The sequence below is a fragment of the Streptomyces sp. NPDC045026 genome (assembly GCF_056432625.1).
Genome location: NZ_JBWKIS010000011.1, coordinates 235,991 through 253,144, shown reverse-complemented (window position 1 = coordinate 253,144; position 17,154 = coordinate 235,991). Strand labels below are relative to the sequence as shown.

The window sequence follows — 17,154 nt, the reverse complement described above, 5'->3', positions numbered from 1 at the left end:
TCCAGACGAGAGGCCCCAGGTCAGGGTCTGACAGCACACACCCGCACATCCCAAGGAGCGGACACATGCCCATCGCAACTCCCGAGGTCTACGCCGAGATGCTGGACCGCGCGAAGGCCGGCAAGTTCGCCTATCCGGCCATCAACGTGACCTCCTCGCAGACCCTGAACGCTGCGCTGCGCGGCTTCGCGGAGGCCGAGAGCGACGGCATCATCCAGATCTCCACCGGCGGTGCGGAGTTCCTGGGCGGCCAGTACAACAAGGACATGGTGACGGGCGCGGTGGCGCTCGCCGAGTACGCGCACATCATCGCCGAGAAGTACGACGTCACCGTCGCGCTGCACACCGACCACTGCCCCAAGGGCAAGCTGGACGGCTATGTGCGCCCGCTGCTCGACATCTCCGCCGAGCGCGTCAAGGCCGGCCGCAACCCGCTGTTCCAGTCCCACATGTGGGACGGCTCCGCGGAGACCCTCGCCGACAACCTGGCCATCGGCCAGGAGCTGCTCGCGAAGGCCGCTGCCGCGAAGATCATCCTCGAGGTCGAGATCACCCCGACCGGCGGCGAGGAGGACGGCGTCAGCCACGAGATCAACGACGAGCTGTACACGACCGTCGACGACGCGATCCGCACCGCCGAGGCCCTGGGCCTGGGCGAGAAGGGCCGCTACCTGCTCGCCGCGTCCTTCGGCAACGTGCACGGCGTGTACAAGCCGGGCAACGTCGTCCTGCGTCCGGAGCTCCTCAAGGACCTCCAGGAGGGCGTCGGCGCCAAGTACGGCAAGACGGCCGGGTCGCAGCCCTTCGACTTCGTCTTCCACGGCGGCTCCGGCTCCACCGAGCAGGAGATCGCGACGGCGCTGGAGAACGGCGTCGTGAAGATGAACCTCGACACCGACACCCAGTACGCCTTCACGCGTCCGGTCGCGGACCACATGTTCCGTCACTACGACGGCGTCCTGAAGGTCGACGGCGAAGTCGGCGTCAAGTCGCAGTACGACCCGCGCACCTGGGGAAAGTCCGCCGAGGCGGGCATGGCCAAGCGCGTCTCCGAGGCCTGCGCGAACCTGCGCTCCACGGGCACGAAGCTCAAGTAAGGCACGTTCTCTCGTACGTCACCGGGCCCGGCATCCCTTTCGTGGGGTGCCGGGCTCCGGCGTACCCGCAGGGTCACGACCGAGGCGGGCGCGGACGTGCTGGTCCGGGCGCTGGGCAGGCTCGCGATCACCGGCATGGAACACACCGCCGGTCATGGCGCAGACTGGAACACATGAGCCTTCACGAGAACCTTCTCGGGGGACCGCCCCCGACCGAGCTGCCCGACGACCCGGAGCCGCGCGAGCTCCTGGCGAGCGGCACGGCGCCCGCCGATGTCGCCGCGAAGTATCCGAAGTCCTCCCTCGCCTGGGCGCGCCTCGCCGACGAGGCGTACGAGCGCGGCAGCGTCGTCGAGTCGTACGCGTACGCCCGCACCGGCTACCACCGCGGCCTCGACGCGCTGCGCCGCAGCGGCTGGAAGGGCCACGGCCCGGTGCCGTGGGAGCACGAGCCGAACCGCGGCTTCCTGCGCGCCCTGCACGCCCTCGCGCGCGCCGCGCAGTCCATCGGCGAGCAGGACGAGTACGAGCGCTGCGCGCAGTTCCTCAAGGACTCCTCGCCCGCCGCGGCCCAGACCCTGGGCTAGATTCCCGGCTTCGTACAAGGCCCGCCCGTGACGATGTGACCGGGCGGGCCTTGCCGTTTCGGGGGACGATTGCGGAGGATGCCGGTGGGGACCGGGGCCCCCGTGCCGGAATTCGGCAGGGGCGGACCGCTACCCGGAGTACGTTCAAGGAGACAGCGATGTCCCACGAGGCTCACGAGTCGAACGAGCCAGAGACGCCGTATCTCGACTTTGCGGGAACCACCCCTTACGAGGACTACGTCCAGGCCGACGTCCTCACCCACCTCCAGCACACCCGCTCCGACGACCCCGGAGAGATGGTCTTCCTGGTCACGACCCAGGTGATGGAGCTGTGGTTCACGGTCATCGTCCACGAGTGGGAGACCGCGTCGCGGGCCCTGCGCGGCGACGACGTGCCGACCGCGGTGGCCGCCCTGAAGCGCTCCGTGCGCGAGCTGGACGCGCTGAACGCGTCGTGGCGCCCGCTCAGCCAGCTGACCCCCGCGCAGTTCAACTCCTACCGGGCCGCCCTCGGCGAGGGCTCCGGCTTCCAGTCGGCGATGTACCGGCGCATGGAGTTCCTGCTCGGCGACAAGTCCGCCTCCATGCTGGTCCCGCACCGGGGCGCGCCCCGCGTGTACGCGGAGCTGGAGAAGGCCCTTGAGGAGCCGAGCCTGTACGACGAGGTGCTGCGGCTCCTCGCCCGCCGCGGGCACCCCGTCCCCGAGAGCGTGCTCAAGCGGAACGTGGCGCTGAAGTACGAGCCGTCGCCCGCGGTCGAGGCCGTGTGGACCGCCCTGTACGCCGGTGACGAGGGCGACGAGCTCGCCCGCCTCGGCGAGGCCCTCACCGACGTCGCCGAGCTGGTGTGGCGATGGCGCAACGACCACCTGGTGGCGACCCGCAGGGCCATGGGCGCCAAGACGGGCACGGGCGGCTCCGCGGGCGTGGCCTGGCTGGAGAAGCGCGCCCGGAACAACGTGTTCCCCGAGCTGTGGACAGCGAGGTCCCATGTCTGACGTGACTGCCCTTGGCGAGAAGGCGCTGGAGCTGGACGCCGCCGACGAGCTGGGCAAGCTGCGCGAGCGGTTCGTCCTGGACGACGCCGGTGACACCGTGTACCTCGACGGCAACTCGCTGGGCGCGCTCCCCGCGCACGTGCCGGGGCGCGTCGAGGACGTCGTGCGCCGACAGTGGGGCGAGCTGCGCATCCGTTCCTGGACCGAGTCGGGCTGGTGGACGGCGCCGGAGCGGATCGGCGACCGGATCGCGCCCCTCGTCGGTGCCGCCGAGGGGCAGATCGTCGTCGGCGACTCGACCAGCGTCAATGTCTTCAAGGCGCTGGTGGGCGCGGTGCGCCTGGCCGGTGAGGGGCGCGACGAGATCCTCGTCGACGCGACGACGTTCCCCACGGACGGGTACATCGCCGAGTCGGCCGCCCGGATGACGGGCTGCACGCTGCGCCCGCTGACCCCCGCGGAGGTCCCGGGCGCGCTCGGCGACCGTACGGCCGCGGTGCTCCTCAACCACGTCGACTACCGCACGGGCCGTCTGCACGACCTGCCCGCGCTGACCGCCGCGGTGCGCGCGGCGGGCGCCGTGTCCGTCTGGGACCTGTGCCACAGCGCGGGCGCCCTGCCGGTCGGGCTCGACGAGCACGGGGTCGACCTCGCGGTCGGCTGCACCTACAAGTACCTGAACGGCGGCCCCGGTTCACCCGCGTACCTGTATGTGCGCAGTGATCTGCAGAGCCGCTTCGACTCGCCGCTGCCGGGGTGGAACTCGCACGCCGAGCCGTTCGGGATGCGGCCCTCGTACGAGGCCGGGGACGGGGCGGTGCGGGGCAGGGTCGGCACCCCCGACATCCTGTCCATGCTCGCCCTGGAGGCGGCGCTCGACGTCTGGGACGGGGTGTCGGTCGACGCGGTGCGCGCCAAGTCGCTCGCGCTGAGCGACTTCTTCCTGGAGTGCGTCGAGGCGTACGTGCCCGCGGGCCGGGTCGAGTCCGTGACGCCCGCGGCGCACGCCGAGCGCGGCAGCCAGGTGGCGCTGCGCGCCGACGACGCCGGGGCCGTCATGGAGCGGCTGATCGCGGCGGGTGTGGTCGGTGACTTCCGCGCCCCGGACGTGCTGCGGTTCGGCTTCACCCCGCTGTATCTCGGGTTCGCCGAGGTGGAGCGGGCCGCGCGGATCCTCGCGGATCAGCTGGCGGCCGCGGAGGCGTAGGAACGCCTGAGGTGGTGTAGGAACGCCTCAGGCGGTGTAGACGCCCGCTTCCGCCGCCGCGACGGCGGCGTCGGCGGCCTGGTCCGCGTCGGCTTCGGTCGGCGCGGATCCGGCCGTCAGGAGCTGGTAGTAGAGAGGTGCGGACACGGCCCGTACGACGGCCGCCGCATCCGTGCCGTCCCTCAACTCGCCGCGCCGCACGGCCTGTTCCACGCACGGCGCCCACTCGGCGACCCGTACCCCGTAGAAGCGGCGCAGGGCAGCCGACGTCTTGTCGTCGCAGGTGGCGGCGGCGATGACGGCCCGGAACAGGGCGCCCTGGCGAGGGTCGGCCAACGCGCGCCGCACCAGTCGGGCGTTGGCCCGCAGGTCGCCGCGCAGGGTCCCGGTGTCGGTGCGCGGCAGCGACTGCTCGGCCATGTCGGCGAGCAGATCGGCGACGAGCCCCGTGACCGACCCCCAGCGCCGGTACACCGTCGTCTTGCCGACCTCCGCGCGCCGTGCGACGTCCGCCAGGTCGAGATGGGCGAAGCCCTGTTCGGCGAGCACGTCACCGGCGGCGTCGAGGACGGCGGCGCGGACCCGTGCCGTGCGCCCGCCGGGACGGACGGTGCCGGGCTCTGCCTGCACGGCGCCGGGTTCCGTCCGTGTGGTGCCGGGCTCTGCTTGTTCGGGCATACGGCCCAGGGTAACGGCACAAGGGAACCGTTTATGCGGTTACGGTGTGTGTCCGCCCACGTCACCGGCCTGGTAGCGTCCGCATACTTTCCCATTCCGCTACTTTCCAATTCCGCCGTGACGCTGAGAGGTTGGAGCATGCCGGACGACGACGCCGCCCGCGACGAGGCCGAAGAGGCATCGGCCTTCTCGCACCCCGTGGTCCCGCCCGACGTCACCGCCGCGTACGGGGATCACCCGGACCAGGTCGTCGACTTCTACGCGCCCCGCGACGGGGCGGACTCCGCGCCCCTGGTGGTGCTCCTGCACGGCGGCGCGTGGCGCGCCCCCTACGACCGGCAGCACCTCACGCCGTTCGCCGACTTCCTGGCGCGGCGCGGCTTCGCGGTCGCCAACATCGAGTACCGGCGCGGCAGTTCACTGCCCCAGCAGGGCGGCACCGGTCCGGTGGCCGGACGCTGGCCGGAGACGTTCGACGACATCGCCGCCGCCCTCGACGCCCTCCCCGGCCTCGTACGGGCCGTGCTGCCGCAGGGCGACCCGCGGCGCACCGTCGTCGTGGGGCACTCGGCGGGCGGGCAGCTCGCGCTGTGGGCCGCGGCGCGGCATCTGCTGCCCGAGGACGCGCCCTGGCGCACCGCCGCCCCCGCACCGTTGCGCGGCGTCGTCGCGCTCGCCCCGATCGCCGACTTCGGGACGGCCCGCGACCTCGACGTCTGCTCCGGCGCGCCCGCCCAATTCCTGGGCGGCGAAGCCGTGTTCGACGAGCGTCTGCCGTACGCCGACCCGGCCGCGCTGCTGCCCACGGGCATCGCGACGGCCCTGGTGCAGGGGCGCACGGACACGACGGTGCCCTTCGCGGTCGCCGAGGCGTACGCGGACGCGGCGGCGAAGGCGGGCGAGGTCGTGGGGCTCACGCTCCTGGAGGGCGTCGGCCACTTCCCCCTGATCGACCCGGCCGCCGACGCGTGCGCCGTGGTGGCGGAGGAGATCGCCCAGCTGGCGTGGTGACGCCCGGCCCGGGCGGGAGCGTGTAGTACCTGCGACGGAGGGCCCAGGACCCTCCTCGCGTGGGACGCGGCCGGAGCCGGCCGCCGCATACCGTGCTGTACGTGACCGAGACCCAGACCCAGACCCAGACGATGCCGGCGGGGGCCAAGAGCCGCAGCCCCGAGTACCGTCTCGCCGCCGGCGCGCTGAGCGGCCTGCGGCAGGACCTGTTCAAGGATCCCTTCGCCTACCGCCCGCTGCCGCCGTGGTCCCCGGACGGCCCGCTGCTGCGGCGGCTGCCGGAGCGCGTGCGCCGCTACGCGGTGTGGACGCCGCACGCGGTGGTCGTGGGCGCCGCCCTGTTCACGGTGATGCTCTCGCTCACCGTCGGGGAGTCGATGGGCGGCGGCCTCCTCCACGCGGTGGCCGGCTTCGTCCCTGCGGTCGCCGTGGCGATGACCCTGCTCAGGCCGGTCGGGGCGTGGTGGATATCCCTCGTGTCGACGCCGTTCGTCGCGGTGCTCGGCGGGGAGGGGTTCGGCGCTCCGTGGGCGCCCGCCGGGTTCTTCGCGCACATCGTCGTGATGACGGTGGTCGCCGCCAGGACCCGGCCGCGCACGGCGGCCTGGATGTGGGCGGGGACGGCCGCCTTCGGCTTCTTCGCGTCGGTCCTCTGGTACTCCATGGACTCGGACACCGGGCCGATGCTCGTCATCTCCGCGCTCGCACTGCTCGTCACCACGACGGTGCACGTCAGGCGCGAGGCGAAGGTGGAGATGACCGCGCAGCGCCAGGTCACGGCCGTGGAGCGGGACAAGCGCACGCTCCTGGAGGAGCGCACGAACATCGCCCGCGAGCTGCACGACGTGGTCGCGCACCACATGTCGGTCGTCGCGATCCAGGCGGAGGCCGCGCCGTACCGCGTGGAGAACCCGCCGCCCGAGCTGGAGCAGGCCTTCGTCACGATCCGCGAGAACGCGGTGGCGGCGCTCACCGAGCTGCGCCGGGTCCTGGGCGTCGTACGGGCCGAGGATTACGAGGCGCCCGACGCCCCGCAGCCCACGCTCGCCGACCTCGGCCGGCTCCTGGAGAACGTCCGGGAGGCCGGGCTCCGGGTCGGGCAGACGGTCACCGGCGCGGTGCGCGACCTGCCGCAGGGCGTCGAGCTGTCGGCGTACCGCATCGTGCAGGAGGCGCTGAGCAACGCGCTGCGGCACGCGCCCGGCGCCGAGGCGCGCGTCGAGGTGTCGTACGTCCTCGGGGGGCTCGGCCTGCGCGTCGTGAACGGCCCGCCGACCGGCCTGGTCAAGCCCTCGCCGGGCGCGGGCCACGGCATCACGGGCATGCGGGAGCGCATCGCGATGCTGAGCGGCGAGATGACGGCTGGCCCGACGGCTGACGGCGGCTACGAGGTGGCGGCGTTCGTGCCGGTGGCGACACCGGAGCCGGAGCCCGCGCCGCAGCCGACGACGGCGACGGCGACGGACCAGTCGGGGGACCCCGCATGACCATCCGCGTAGTGATCGCCGACGACCAGATGATGGTCCGCGAGGGCTTCTCGGTCCTGCTCAACGCGATGCCCGGCATCGAGGTCGTCGGCGAGGCGGTCAACGGCCGCGAGGCGATCGCCCGGGTCCGTGAACTCTCCCCGGACGTCGTCCTCATGGACATCCGCATGCCGGAGCTGAACGGCATCGAGGCCACCCGCGAGATCGCCGCCATGGACGGCGCCGCGAAGGTGCTCGTCCTGACCACCTTCGACCTCGACGAGTACGTCTACCAGGCGCTGCGCGCCGGTGCCTCCGGCTTCCTCCTCAAGGACGCCTCGGCCCGCCAACTGGCCGACGGGGTAAGGGTGGTGGCCGAGGGCGAGGCGCTCCTCGCCCCCTCGGTCACCCGCCGCCTGATCACGGAGTTCTCCAAGCTCGCCGAGACCCCGAAGCTGCCCGCGGTGGCGAACCCGGGGGCGTTCGGCGAGCTGACGGAGCGCGAGACGGAGGTGCTGGTGCTGATCGCCCAGGGCCTGTCGAACGCGGAGATCGCCGGACGGCTCGTGGTCGCCGAATCCACCATCAAGACCCACGTCAGCAGGGTCCTCGTCAAGCTGGGCCTGCGGGACCGCACCCAGGCCGCGGTCTTCGCGTACGAGGCGCGGCTGGTCAGGCCCGCGTAAGCCGTCGGCGTACAGGCGTGAGCAGTCGGCGTGCAGAGGGGGGCGTCAGCTCAGGGGGCCGAGGTCGAGCGTCTCCCGGTGTGCGTGCCACCTCTTCATCAGGCCCTTCAGCTCGCTGTCCAGGAACGCCATGAACGCCGCCGTCTCCGCGAGGCGCAGGCCCGCGGGGCTGTCCGGCCCCAGTGATTCCACCCCGTCGCGCAGGACCTTCTCCCAGCGCGCCAGGAGCTGGTCGCGGCGGGTGAAGGTCTCGAACCACAGGTCGTTGTGCAGCCGGTAGCGGTCGCGGCGCGAGCCGGGCTCCCGCTCGCGTCCGACCATGCCCGCCTGTGTCAGATAGCGCACCGCGCCGGACACCGCCGCCGGGCTGATCTGCAGCCGCTGGGAGAGCTCGGCGGAGGTCAGTGCGCTCTCGTCGGAGGCGAGCAGCGAGGCGAAGACGCGGGAGGCCATCCGCTGCATCCCGGCCTCGGTCATCTCCGCGGCGAACCGCTCCACGAAGCGTGACACCGCCGCCTCGCCGCCGTCCTGGCTCGCCCCGGTGCCGCTGTCGCCGTCCTTCGTCGCGCTCATGTCCCGATCATCTCCCCTGGGTGATGTGCAGCCTCAAGTTTATACGCTTCCTTAACTTCACAAGTTTGTGAAAGTAGCGTACGTTCTGAAACATGACGAAGGCAATGACCGTCTCCGGACTGCACAAGTCGTTCGGCAAGACGCACGCTCTGGACGGCCTCGACCTGGACGTCGAGGCCGGCGAGGTGCACGGCTTCCTCGGCCCCAACGGTGCCGGGAAGTCCACCGCCATCCGCGTCCTGCTCGGCCTGCTGCGCGCCGACTCCGGCGCGGTGCAGCTGCTCGGTGGCGACCCCTGGGCCGATGCCGTCGCCCTGCACCGCAAGGTCGCGTACGTGCCGGGCGACGTCACGCTGTGGCGCAACCTCAGCGGCGGCGAGGTCATCGACCTCTACGGACGGCTGCGCGGGGGACTCGACAAGGCGCGCCGGGCGGACCTGATCGAGCGGTTCGAGCTCGACCCGGCCAAGAAGGGCCGCACCTACTCCAAGGGCAACCGGCAGAAGGTCGCGCTGGTCGCCGCCTTCGCGTCCGACGTCGACGTCCTCATCCTCGACGAGCCGACCTCCGGCCTCGACCCGCTGATGGAGGGGGTCTTCCAGGCGTACGTCAAGGAGGCCGCCCGCGAGCGGGGCCAGACCGTGCTGCTGTCGTCGCACATCCTCAGCGAGGTCGAGTCGCTCTGCGACCGGATCAGCATCATCCGCAAGGGCCGTACCGTCGAGACCGGCTCCCTCGGCGAGCTGCGGCACCTGACGCGCACCAGCGTCACCGCCGAACTGGCCTCCGCGCCCGACGGACTCGGCCGACTCCCCGGCGTGCACGACCTCGACGTCCAGGGCCTGCGCGTCAAGCTCCAGGTCGACAGCGACAAGCTCGACGCGGTGCTCCGCTCGCTCACGGGGTCCGGCGTGCGGTCGCTCACCAGCACCCCGCCCACGCTGGAGGAGTTGTTCCTGCGGCACTATCAGGACGACGGGGTTGACGGTGCGGACGGGACCGGCGCCCGCGCCGCCGAAGGGGCGATGTCGCGATGACCGCCGCCGTGGCCGGCGCGCGCTTCGCCCCCCGCGCCGCCGGAGCGCGTCAACTCGCGGGAACGGGAACCCTGTTGAGGCTCGCGCTGCGCCGCGACCGCGTCATGATCCCCGTCTGGGTCGCCGTCATCCTCATGATGGTCCTGTCGATGCCGGGCTCGCTGAAGAGCGTCTACAGCACCGCCGTCGAGCGCGCCGACCTCGCGCAGTCGATGGCCACGAACAGCTCGATGCGCGCCCTGTACGGGCCGGTCTTCGCCGACTCGATCGGCGGACTCACCGCGTGGCGCATCGGGGTCTACGGGGGGCTGTTCGCGGCCATCATGAGCCTGCTCATCGTCGTACGGCACACCCGTGACGAGGAGGAGAGCGGGCGGCAGGAGCTCGTGTCCTCGGCGATGGTGGGGCGGCGCGCCCCGCTGACCGCCGCCCTGCTCGCGGCGCTCGTCGCCGACGCGGCCACCGCCCTGCTCGTCGCGGGCGGCCTCGCCTCCCAAGGCGGCGGCGGGGCACTGGCGTTGGGGCTCGCGATCGCGGGGACCGGCATGGTGTTCGCCACCATGGCGGCGATCGTCGCGCAGCTCACGGAGAGCGCGCGCCTCGCCAAGGGCCTCACGTCGGCGGTGCTCGGCCTCGCGTTCGTCCTGCGCGCGGCCGGGGACTCGGGGACGGCGGCCGGTTCGTCGGCACTGACCTGGCTGTCGCCGCTCGGCTGGCTGGAGAACACGCGGGCGTTCGCGGACGAGCGCTGGTGGGTGCTGCTCCTGTCCGTGGCGGGGGTGGCCGCGCAGGGTGTGGTCGCGTACGGGCTCGCGGGGCGGCGTGACATCGGGATGAGCTTCCTGCCGAGCCGCCCCGGACCCGCCGAGGGCCGGCTCGGCACGGCGGGCGCACTCGCCTGGAGGCTCCAGCGCGGCAGCGTGTTCGGGTGGAGCGCCGGCTTCCTCGTCACCGGCATCGCGTTCGGCGGGATGACGCAGGGCGCGACCGATCTCGTCGGCGACAACCAGAAGACGCGCGACATCATCGAGCGGATGGGCGGCCAGTCCGGCGTCACGGACGCGTTCCTCGCCACGATGGTCGGCATGCTCGGGATGGTCGCCGCGCTCTACATCGTCTCGTCGGTCCTCCGCCTCAGCGGCGAGGAGACCTCGCAGCGCGCCGAGCCGGTCCTCGCGGCGGCGGTCGGCCGGCTGCGGTGGGCGGCGGGCCATCTGGTCATCGCGTTCGGCGGGTCCGCACTGATCATGGTGCTCGGCGGGCTCGGCCTCGGGGTCGGCTACGGCAGGAGCTTCGGCCCCGTCCTGGGCGCCTGCCTCACGCAGCTCGCCGCGATCTGGGTCATCGGGGGCCTCGCGGTGCTGCTGTTCGGGGTCTTCCCGAGGGCGGCGGTGGCGGCCTGGGCCGTCGCGGGCGTCGCCCTCCTGATCGGCTGGATCGGCCCGGCGTTCGACCTCCCGCAGCCGGTCATGAACCTCTCCCCGTTCGGCCACCTGCCGAAGCTGCCGGGCGGCGAGATGGCGTGGACCCCGGTCCTGACCCTGACGGCGATCGCGGTGGTCTTCGTCGCAGCGGGCCTGACGGGCCTGCGCCGCCGCGACCTGTCGAACTGACCGGCCCCGTCACCGGGGCCGACCGACCGCGTCACCGGGGCTGACCGACCCCGTCACTTGGGCAGGGTCAGCCCCCACGCACCCGCCCGCACCGTCCACGTGCGGGTGCGTACGGGGCCGCCGACCACCTGGTCCGCGCGGTAGCGGAAGTCCGGGCCCGACACCGTCACCGTCTGGGCGAGGACCCGCAGGGGTCCCGCCTCCGCGCCCACCGAGGACGGCCTGACCTCGACGCTGGCCCGGCCCGCCGTGTCCGGGACCACGCTCACGCCCTCGACCGGCCGGTCCAGATCGACCAGCGTCACCCCGTCCGCCTCGACCCGCAGCCGCTGCGGCCCCGGCGCGGGCGCGGTCGCGCGCGGCGGGCGCGCCGCGAGCGTGCGGACGAGGGACTGGCAGGTGCGCAGCCAGTGGTGCGCGGGATCGGAGCCCAGTGCCGGCGCCGGGTGCGCCACCGGCGGGATCCGCAGATGCCCGAGCACCACCCCGTCGGAGTCGTCGACGAGCAGATCGAGCCGCCGCTCGACGCCCTCCAGGGCCGCCCGCGCCGCCGCCACCGCCCCGGCCGGCACACCCAGGGAGTGCGCCAGCGAGACGCTCGCGCCGACCGGCACGAGCGAGAGAGCGGCCCCGGCAAGGTCGCGCTCGCGGTGCAGCAGCGCCACCGCGCGCAGCAGCGCCCGGTCGTCCCCGATCACCACCGGCCGTCGGGAACCCCTTCTGACCAGCGCCTTCGCGAATTCCTCCGGCCCGTCCGGCAGACACACCTTCACGGTCGCACCGGCGCCGAGCACGTCCTTCGCGATGCGTACCGACTCGCCGTCCGCACGTCGGGCGACCGGATCGACGACCACCAGTAGCTGGTCAAAAGCCGCCACCTCGGTCCTGCCTCGCTTCCTCGGGTAGCATCTTGGTGCAAGAGCCCCTTGCGCTATTGCGCCAGGGGCTTCGTCTATTCCGGGGCACACCAAGGCACACCCATACAGGCGGCTACGGCCCCTGACCTTGGTCTTGCCCCGCCCGGAAGGGGTGTACGCCTGTGCCCGCACTTGTGCTGCTCGGTGCTCAGTGGGGTGACGAAGGCAAGGGAAAGGCCACCGACCTGCTCGGTGGATCCGTGGACTATGTGGTGCGCTACCAGGGCGGCAACAACGCCGGTCACACGGTCGTCGTAGGCGACCAGAAGTATGCGCTCCACCTCCTCCCTTCCGGGATCCTCTCGCCGGAGTGCACGCCGGTCATCGGAAACGGTGTCGTCGTCGATCCGTCGGTCCTGCTCTCCGAGCTGAGTGGACTGAACGAGCGCGGCGTCGACACGTCGAAGCTGCTGCTCAGCGGCAACGCGCACATCATCACGCCGTACAACGTGACCGTCGACAAGGTGACGGAACGCTTCCTCGGCAAGCGCAAGATCGGCACCACCGGCCGCGGCATCGGCCCGACGTACGCGGACAAGATCAACCGCGTCGGCATCCGCGTCCAGGACCTCTACGACGAGTCGATCCTCACCCAGAAGGTCGAAGCGGCGCTCGAGGGCAAGAACCAGCTCCTCACCAAGGTCTTCAACCGGCGCGCCATCGAGGCGGAGCAGGTTGTCGAGGAGCTGCTCGGCTACGCGGAGCAGATCAAGGGCTACGTCGCCGACACCACCCTGATCCTGAACAAGGCGCTCGACGACGACAAGGTCGTCCTCTTCGAGGGCGGCCAGGGCACGCTGCTCGACATCGACCACGGCACGTATCCCTTCGTGACGTCGTCGAACCCGACCGCGGGCGGCGCCTGCACGGGTGCGGGCGTCGGCCCGACGAAGATCAGCCGCGTCATCGGCATCCTCAAGGCGTACACGACCCGGGTCGGCGCGGGCCCGTTCCCGACCGAGCTGTTCGACGAGGACGGCGAGGCGCTGCGCCGCATCGGCGGCGAGCGCGGTGTCACCACCGGCCGTGACCGCCGCTGCGGCTGGTTCGACGCGGTCATCGCCCGCTACGCGACCCGTGTGAACGGCCTGACGGACTTCTTCCTCACCAAGCTGGACGTGCTCACGGGCTGGGAGCAGATCCCGGTCTGCGTCGCCTACGAGATCGACGGCAAGCGCGTCGAGGAGCTCCCGTACTCCCAGACCGACTTCCACCACGCGAAGCCGGTCTACGAGTACCTGCCGGGCTGGTCCGAGGACATCACCAAGGCCAAGACCTTCGCCGACCTGCCGAAGAACGCGCAGGCGTACGTGAAGGCCCTGGAGGAGATGTCGGGCGCCCCGATCTCCGCGATCGGCGTCGGCCCCGGCCGCACCGAGACCATCGAGATCAACTCGTTCCTGTAGGCCGCGCGCCCCGGAACATCAGGCGCCCCTGCCCGGCTCGAAGGAGCCGGGCAGGGGCGCCTGCGTGTGTGCGGGTCCCGGCGGCTCAGCCGCGGCAGGCCGCGTAGCCGTCGGGGGAGGTGCAGGACAGGTGGCCGGCGCGGGCGATGACGCGGTCGGCGGCGCCCTGGGTGAGGAAGTCGAGGAAGCTGTCGGCCAGGGAGCCGTCCTGGGGGTTGCCGATCGTGTACGCGTGCTCGACGGCGTGGAAGGGGTAGCCCTTCGTGATGTTCTCGCCGGAGGGGCCGAGGCCGTTCAGCTCCAGGGTGTGGGAGCCCTTGCGCGGGGTGCCCTCGGGCGGGGCCGCGTAGCCGATCGTGCCGTCGACCTTCGCGACCCGGTCGAGGAGGTCGGGCGTGTTGTGCTCCTCGCAGCGCAGCACCTTCGAGGTGGGCAGCAGGTCCTTGGTGCGGCAGTCGCTCGACGACGTCGAGAAGGAGTCGGGGCGGCCGAGGACGCGGGCCTCGAAGGCGCCGCGCGTGCCGGAGCTGCCGGTCCTGCGGACGGTGCGCACGGGCAGGTTGGGGCCGCCCACGTCCCGCCAGTTGGTGATGTCGCCGAGATAGAGCCGGCGGACCTGGGAGACGGTCAGGTTGGTGAGCGGCTTGCCGTGGACGACCACGGCGTCGCTGACGATCAGGGCGAACGCCATCGCGGCGACCTTCTCGCTGTGCAGCTTGCCCTCGGGGTCGCTCTCGGAGGTCGGGCCGTCGGAGAAGGCGATGACACCGGAGTGCTCGCCCGCCGAGTCCGAGGGGTCGGACTCCAGGAGCTGGCGGACGCCGGTGCCGCTCGAACTGGTCGCGACGGTGATCGTCGCGTCGTCGCAGTCGCGCGTGTACGCGTCGCGCAGCGCCTCCATCGCGGGCCGGAACGCGGACGACCCGGTGAGGGTGAGCGAACCCGAGGCGCAGCCGCGGGGCTGCGGGACCGGGTCCGGCAGTGTGGCGAGGACCAGCAGGATCGCCATGCCGGTGCCGAGGATCCCGACGGTCCAGCGGCCGAGCGCGCTGAACAGGGGCGGCTTGTCGTCGGGGTGGGCGCCCTGGTTGGGGTGGACGGTGCCGTCGTTGAGCCGGCCCTCGACGCCGACCTCGGTGCCCGCGTCGCCGCCGCGGAGCATCACGAGGAGCTTGTAGTAGTCGCCGCTGTTGAGGGCGACGGGCGGCAGGAGGAGGCTGTTCCCGCCCGGCTCGTGGACGGGCCGCGCGTCGAGCCTTATCTGCCGGGCGGTGTTCGAGGTGAGGGCGGGCTGCACCGGGTACGCGTCGGTGATGCGGCGCCCGGTGAACGTCACGGTCAGGCCCGCGGGCTGCGAGATGTAGTCGCCGTCGGTGATCGTCGCCGCGCCGTCGTTCTCGATCCGCAGGAGGACCAGGGTGGTGTCCTCGGTGATGTTGCGGCGCGGGATCAGCCCGTCCGGGCCCGGCAGGTCCTCCGATATGGCGCGGCTGAGCGGGATGTCCATCTGGATGCGGTGGCCGATCCGCTTGCTGTGCTGCTTGCGCCGCTCGACGTACCACAGCGCCAGGGACGCGGCGATGGACAGCACCGTCGTGGCGATGGCGACGAGGTTCTGTGCGTCCTTGAGCCAGCCCATGGTGTGAACTCCCCCCGGAACCTGATGGTGGAGTCACCGTAGGGGCTCGTGCGGCGGCACGGCGGACGGCGGCCGAGGTGTCGACCGCTGTTCGCCGTGCGTTCAGCCGCGGGGGGTGTGGGTCGTGCGGGTCACCCCTTGCTGTACGTCAGCTCGTCGCCGTTGTTCATGGTGCGGCGCAGCTCGCCCGACGGGAGCACCTCGACCGTGCTCGGCTTGCCCGGACTGCATGAACCGGAGGGGCCCGAGACGACGTCGGTGGCGCCGATGCGCAGCGTCCCTCCGGAGGCCGACACCAGCGTGCCCTGGAACACGCAGTGGTACGTGCCGCCGCCCTTGAGCGGGCCGTCCGCCGTCATCGACAGGACCGTGTCCCCGGGGCTGCCCTGCTGGATCCGCAGACTGCGCGTGTTGTGGCCCGTGGCGTTGTCGATGGCGGCGCTCCACGCGCCGAGGAACTCGGTCGGCACGTCCCCGCCCGCGGGCGGTTCGGAGGACTGGGGCGGCTGCGACGTCCCCGGGTCCTGCGAACCGGGCCCGCTCGTCGACGGTCCCTGGCTCGTGGACCCGTCCGACGTCGGCTGCTTGGAGTCCTCGTTCTGGGCCGCCGGCTTGCCGTCGTCCCTCATCAGCGCGTACACCGATCCGCCCGCGCCGAGCGCCACGACGAGCGCCACCACGATCAGCGCCGCCGAGGAGCGCCCGCTGCGCCGCGGCTCCGGCTGCGGCGCGCCGATGGGGACGACGCCGCCCGGACCGTACGGGGGCGTGGCGCCGGGACCGTAGGGCGGCGTCCCGTTCCAGCCGCCCTGCTGCGGGTAGCCGTAGACGGGCGCCTGGGGCTGCTGGTGCGGATACCCGTACGCGGCCGAGGCGGGCGGGGCCGCCGGCGGGAGCGCGGGGGCGGGCGGGCCCGAGGGGGAGACCATCGTCGGGAGGTGGTTGACAGGGGCGGCGCCGGGCTTGCCGGGCGGCGGAGGGGACGCCTCGTCGCCCCCGCGGCCCTCGTCGCCCCCGGCGCCGGTTTCGGCGGGCGCGGGCTTCTCCTTGGCGAGGCTGGGCGGCTGCTTCCCGGAGGCCGCCCCGGCCGCGCCGGTCGCACCGTCTGGGTCTTCTGTGTCGAGCAACTGCACGGCGTGCCGCCCCAGTTGGGCCACCAGGGCCCCCGGCAGCCACGGGTCGCGCGTGCGTCCGCCGTCGCCGAGCGTGTCCTCGGCGCCGGTCCGCTCCAGGAGCTGGTCCAGGGTCGGGCGTGCCGCGGGGTCCTTGCGCAGACAGTCCCGTACGAGTTCCTGGAGGCCCTCCGGGAGCTCGTCGAGGTCGGGCTCCTCCTGGGCGATACGGAACATCAGGGCGTGCACCCCGCTGTTGGCCGTGCCGAACGGCAGCGCGCCCGTCGCCGCGTAGGAGAGGACCGAGCCCAGGCAGAACACGTCGCAGGCCGGTGTGATCCGGTCGCCGCGCACCTGCTCGGGGGCCATGAATCCGGGCGAGCCCACCAGTGCGCCGGTCCTCGTGAGGCCGCCGTCCGTCACGGTCTCCAGGGCGCGGGCGATGCCGAAGTCGATGACGCGGGGTCCGTCGATCGTCACCAGGACGTTCGACGGCTTCAGGTCGCGGTGGATGAGGCCCGCGGTGTGGATGTCCTTCAGCGCGTGCGTGAGGCCCGCCGCGAGGATCCGGACGGAGCGCTCGGGCAGCGCGCCGTAGTCGTGCGAGACGACCGTCTGGAGCGAGGGCCCCGCCACGTAACCCGTGGCCACCCAGGGGATGTCTGCCTCGGTGTCCGCGTCGAGGACCGGCGCCGTCCACGCCCCGCCGACCTGTCGCGCGGCCTGCACCTCCAGCCGGAACCGGTTCCTGAACTCCTCCTGCTCGGCGAGCTCCTGGCGCACCAGCTTGACCGCGACCGTGCGCCCGCGGTCCGAGCGCGCCAGGAACACCTGGCCCATCCCGCCCGCCCCGAGCCGCGCCAGCAGCCGGTACGCACCGATGCGCTGCGGATCTCCCGCCCCCAGCTTCTCCATGTCGCGCCACCCTCCCCCATGTGTGACCAACATCCCGAGAATAGTGGGCGGTTGTGACACTGGGGGTGGGGCGGCGTCTACGGTTCCGTAACAGGGTCCGCCTTCTCGTGGAAAATTGTTTCCGCCAACCGGAACGATCTCGCGATCCGGTACGTACTACTCCACGACGCCGCACCACTTCACGACGCCCCACGACGACCACGTCACGACGT

At 72.4% G+C, this 17,154-nt stretch carries 15 protein-coding genes; 10 read left to right on the top strand and 5 right to left on the bottom strand.

The window, feature by feature from the left end; translation table 11 throughout:
- Positions 1–65: 65 nt before the first annotated feature.
- From fbaA to kynU, 4 genes are all read left to right on the top strand, one after another.
- Entirely contained in the window at positions 66–1,097 is a 1,032-nt protein-coding gene (gene fbaA / locus AC07EJ_RS24505) for a class II fructose-bisphosphate aldolase (RefSeq protein WP_100596406.1), read from the top strand.
- 173 nt (positions 1,098–1,270) lie between these two features.
- A complete protein-coding gene (locus AC07EJ_RS24500; RefSeq protein WP_389479239.1) occupies positions 1,271–1,684 on the top strand; it encodes a DUF3151 domain-containing protein in 414 nt (137 codons plus the stop codon).
- A 158-nt stretch (positions 1,685–1,842) separates the two neighbouring features.
- Positions 1,843–2,682: a tryptophan 2,3-dioxygenase family protein gene (locus AC07EJ_RS24495; protein ID WP_389479241.1), complete on the top strand. Its 840-nt coding sequence runs from the start codon at positions 1,843–1,845 to the stop codon at positions 2,680–2,682.
- Entirely contained in the window at positions 2,675–3,889 is a 1,215-nt protein-coding gene (gene kynU, locus AC07EJ_RS24490) for a kynureninase (RefSeq protein ID WP_389479243.1), read from the top strand. The genes AC07EJ_RS24495 and kynU overlap by 8 nt, the downstream gene beginning before the upstream one ends.
- Positions 3,890–3,916: 27 nt before the next feature.
- Here the strand turns inward: kynU and AC07EJ_RS24485 are convergent, their stop codons facing one another.
- A complete protein-coding gene (locus tag AC07EJ_RS24485) occupies positions 3,917–4,567 on the bottom strand; it encodes a TetR/AcrR family transcriptional regulator (RefSeq protein WP_389479246.1) in 651 nt (216 codons plus the stop codon).
- Between the two features lie 138 nt (positions 4,568–4,705).
- On the opposite strand from AC07EJ_RS24485, the gene AC07EJ_RS24480 reads away from it, so the two are divergent.
- The 3 genes from AC07EJ_RS24480 (at position 4,706) to AC07EJ_RS24470 (ending at position 7,730) form a co-directional block, all read left to right on the top strand.
- The gene (locus AC07EJ_RS24480) at positions 4,706–5,578 is read left to right on the top strand and encodes an alpha/beta hydrolase family protein (RefSeq protein ID WP_478884926.1); all 873 of its coding nucleotides are present in this window, start codon (positions 4,706–4,708) and stop codon (positions 5,576–5,578) included.
- Between the two features lie 101 nt (positions 5,579–5,679).
- Positions 5,680–7,065 (top strand): sensor histidine kinase, encoded by a 1,386-nt coding sequence (locus AC07EJ_RS24475; RefSeq protein ID WP_389479249.1) that lies wholly within the window; start codon positions 5,680–5,682, stop codon positions 7,063–7,065.
- Entirely contained in the window at positions 7,062–7,730 is a 669-nt protein-coding gene (locus tag AC07EJ_RS24470; RefSeq protein WP_478884925.1) for a response regulator transcription factor, read from the top strand. Before AC07EJ_RS24475 ends, AC07EJ_RS24470 begins: the two co-directional genes overlap by 4 nt.
- 45 nt (positions 7,731–7,775) lie before the next feature.
- Here AC07EJ_RS24470 and AC07EJ_RS24465 read toward each other — a convergent pair whose 3' ends face one another.
- Positions 7,776–8,303 carry a GbsR/MarR family transcriptional regulator gene (locus AC07EJ_RS24465; RefSeq protein ID WP_389479254.1) on the bottom strand — a complete coding sequence of 176 codons (528 nt, stop codon included), beginning with the start codon at positions 8,301–8,303 and terminating at the stop codon, positions 7,776–7,778.
- Positions 8,304–8,395: 92 nt separating this feature from the next.
- On the opposite strand from AC07EJ_RS24465, the gene AC07EJ_RS24460 reads away from it, so the two are divergent.
- Positions 8,396–9,340 (top strand): ABC transporter ATP-binding protein, encoded by a 945-nt coding sequence (locus AC07EJ_RS24460; RefSeq protein ID WP_389479257.1) that lies wholly within the window; start codon positions 8,396–8,398, stop codon positions 9,338–9,340.
- The gene (locus AC07EJ_RS24455) at positions 9,337–10,953 is read left to right on the top strand and encodes an ABC transporter permease (RefSeq protein ID WP_389479259.1); all 1,617 of its coding nucleotides are present in this window, start codon (positions 9,337–9,339) and stop codon (positions 10,951–10,953) included. The genes AC07EJ_RS24460 and AC07EJ_RS24455 overlap by 4 nt, the downstream gene beginning before the upstream one ends.
- 53 nt (positions 10,954–11,006) lie before the next feature.
- Here the strand turns inward: AC07EJ_RS24455 and AC07EJ_RS24450 are convergent, their stop codons facing one another.
- A complete protein-coding gene (locus tag AC07EJ_RS24450; RefSeq protein ID WP_389479261.1) occupies positions 11,007–11,831 on the bottom strand; it encodes a diacylglycerol kinase in 825 nt (274 codons plus the stop codon).
- A 161-nt stretch (positions 11,832–11,992) separates the two neighbouring features.
- Between AC07EJ_RS24450 and AC07EJ_RS24445 the strand changes: the two genes are divergently transcribed.
- Positions 11,993–13,276 carry an adenylosuccinate synthase gene (locus tag AC07EJ_RS24445; protein WP_389479263.1) on the top strand — a complete coding sequence of 428 codons (1,284 nt, stop codon included), beginning with the start codon at positions 11,993–11,995 and terminating at the stop codon, positions 13,274–13,276.
- 85 nt (positions 13,277–13,361) lie between these two features.
- Here the strand turns inward: AC07EJ_RS24445 and AC07EJ_RS24440 are convergent, their stop codons facing one another.
- Together AC07EJ_RS24440 and AC07EJ_RS24435 are read right to left on the bottom strand one after the other, a co-directional pair.
- Entirely contained in the window at positions 13,362–14,915 is a 1,554-nt protein-coding gene (locus AC07EJ_RS24440; protein ID WP_478884924.1) for a substrate-binding domain-containing protein, read from the bottom strand.
- A gap of 131 nt (positions 14,916–15,046) precedes the next feature.
- Positions 15,047–16,942, bottom strand: coding sequence for a serine/threonine-protein kinase (locus tag AC07EJ_RS24435; protein WP_478884923.1), 1,896 nt, complete (start codon positions 16,940–16,942; stop codon positions 15,047–15,049).
- Positions 16,943–17,154: the final 212 nt, after the last annotated feature.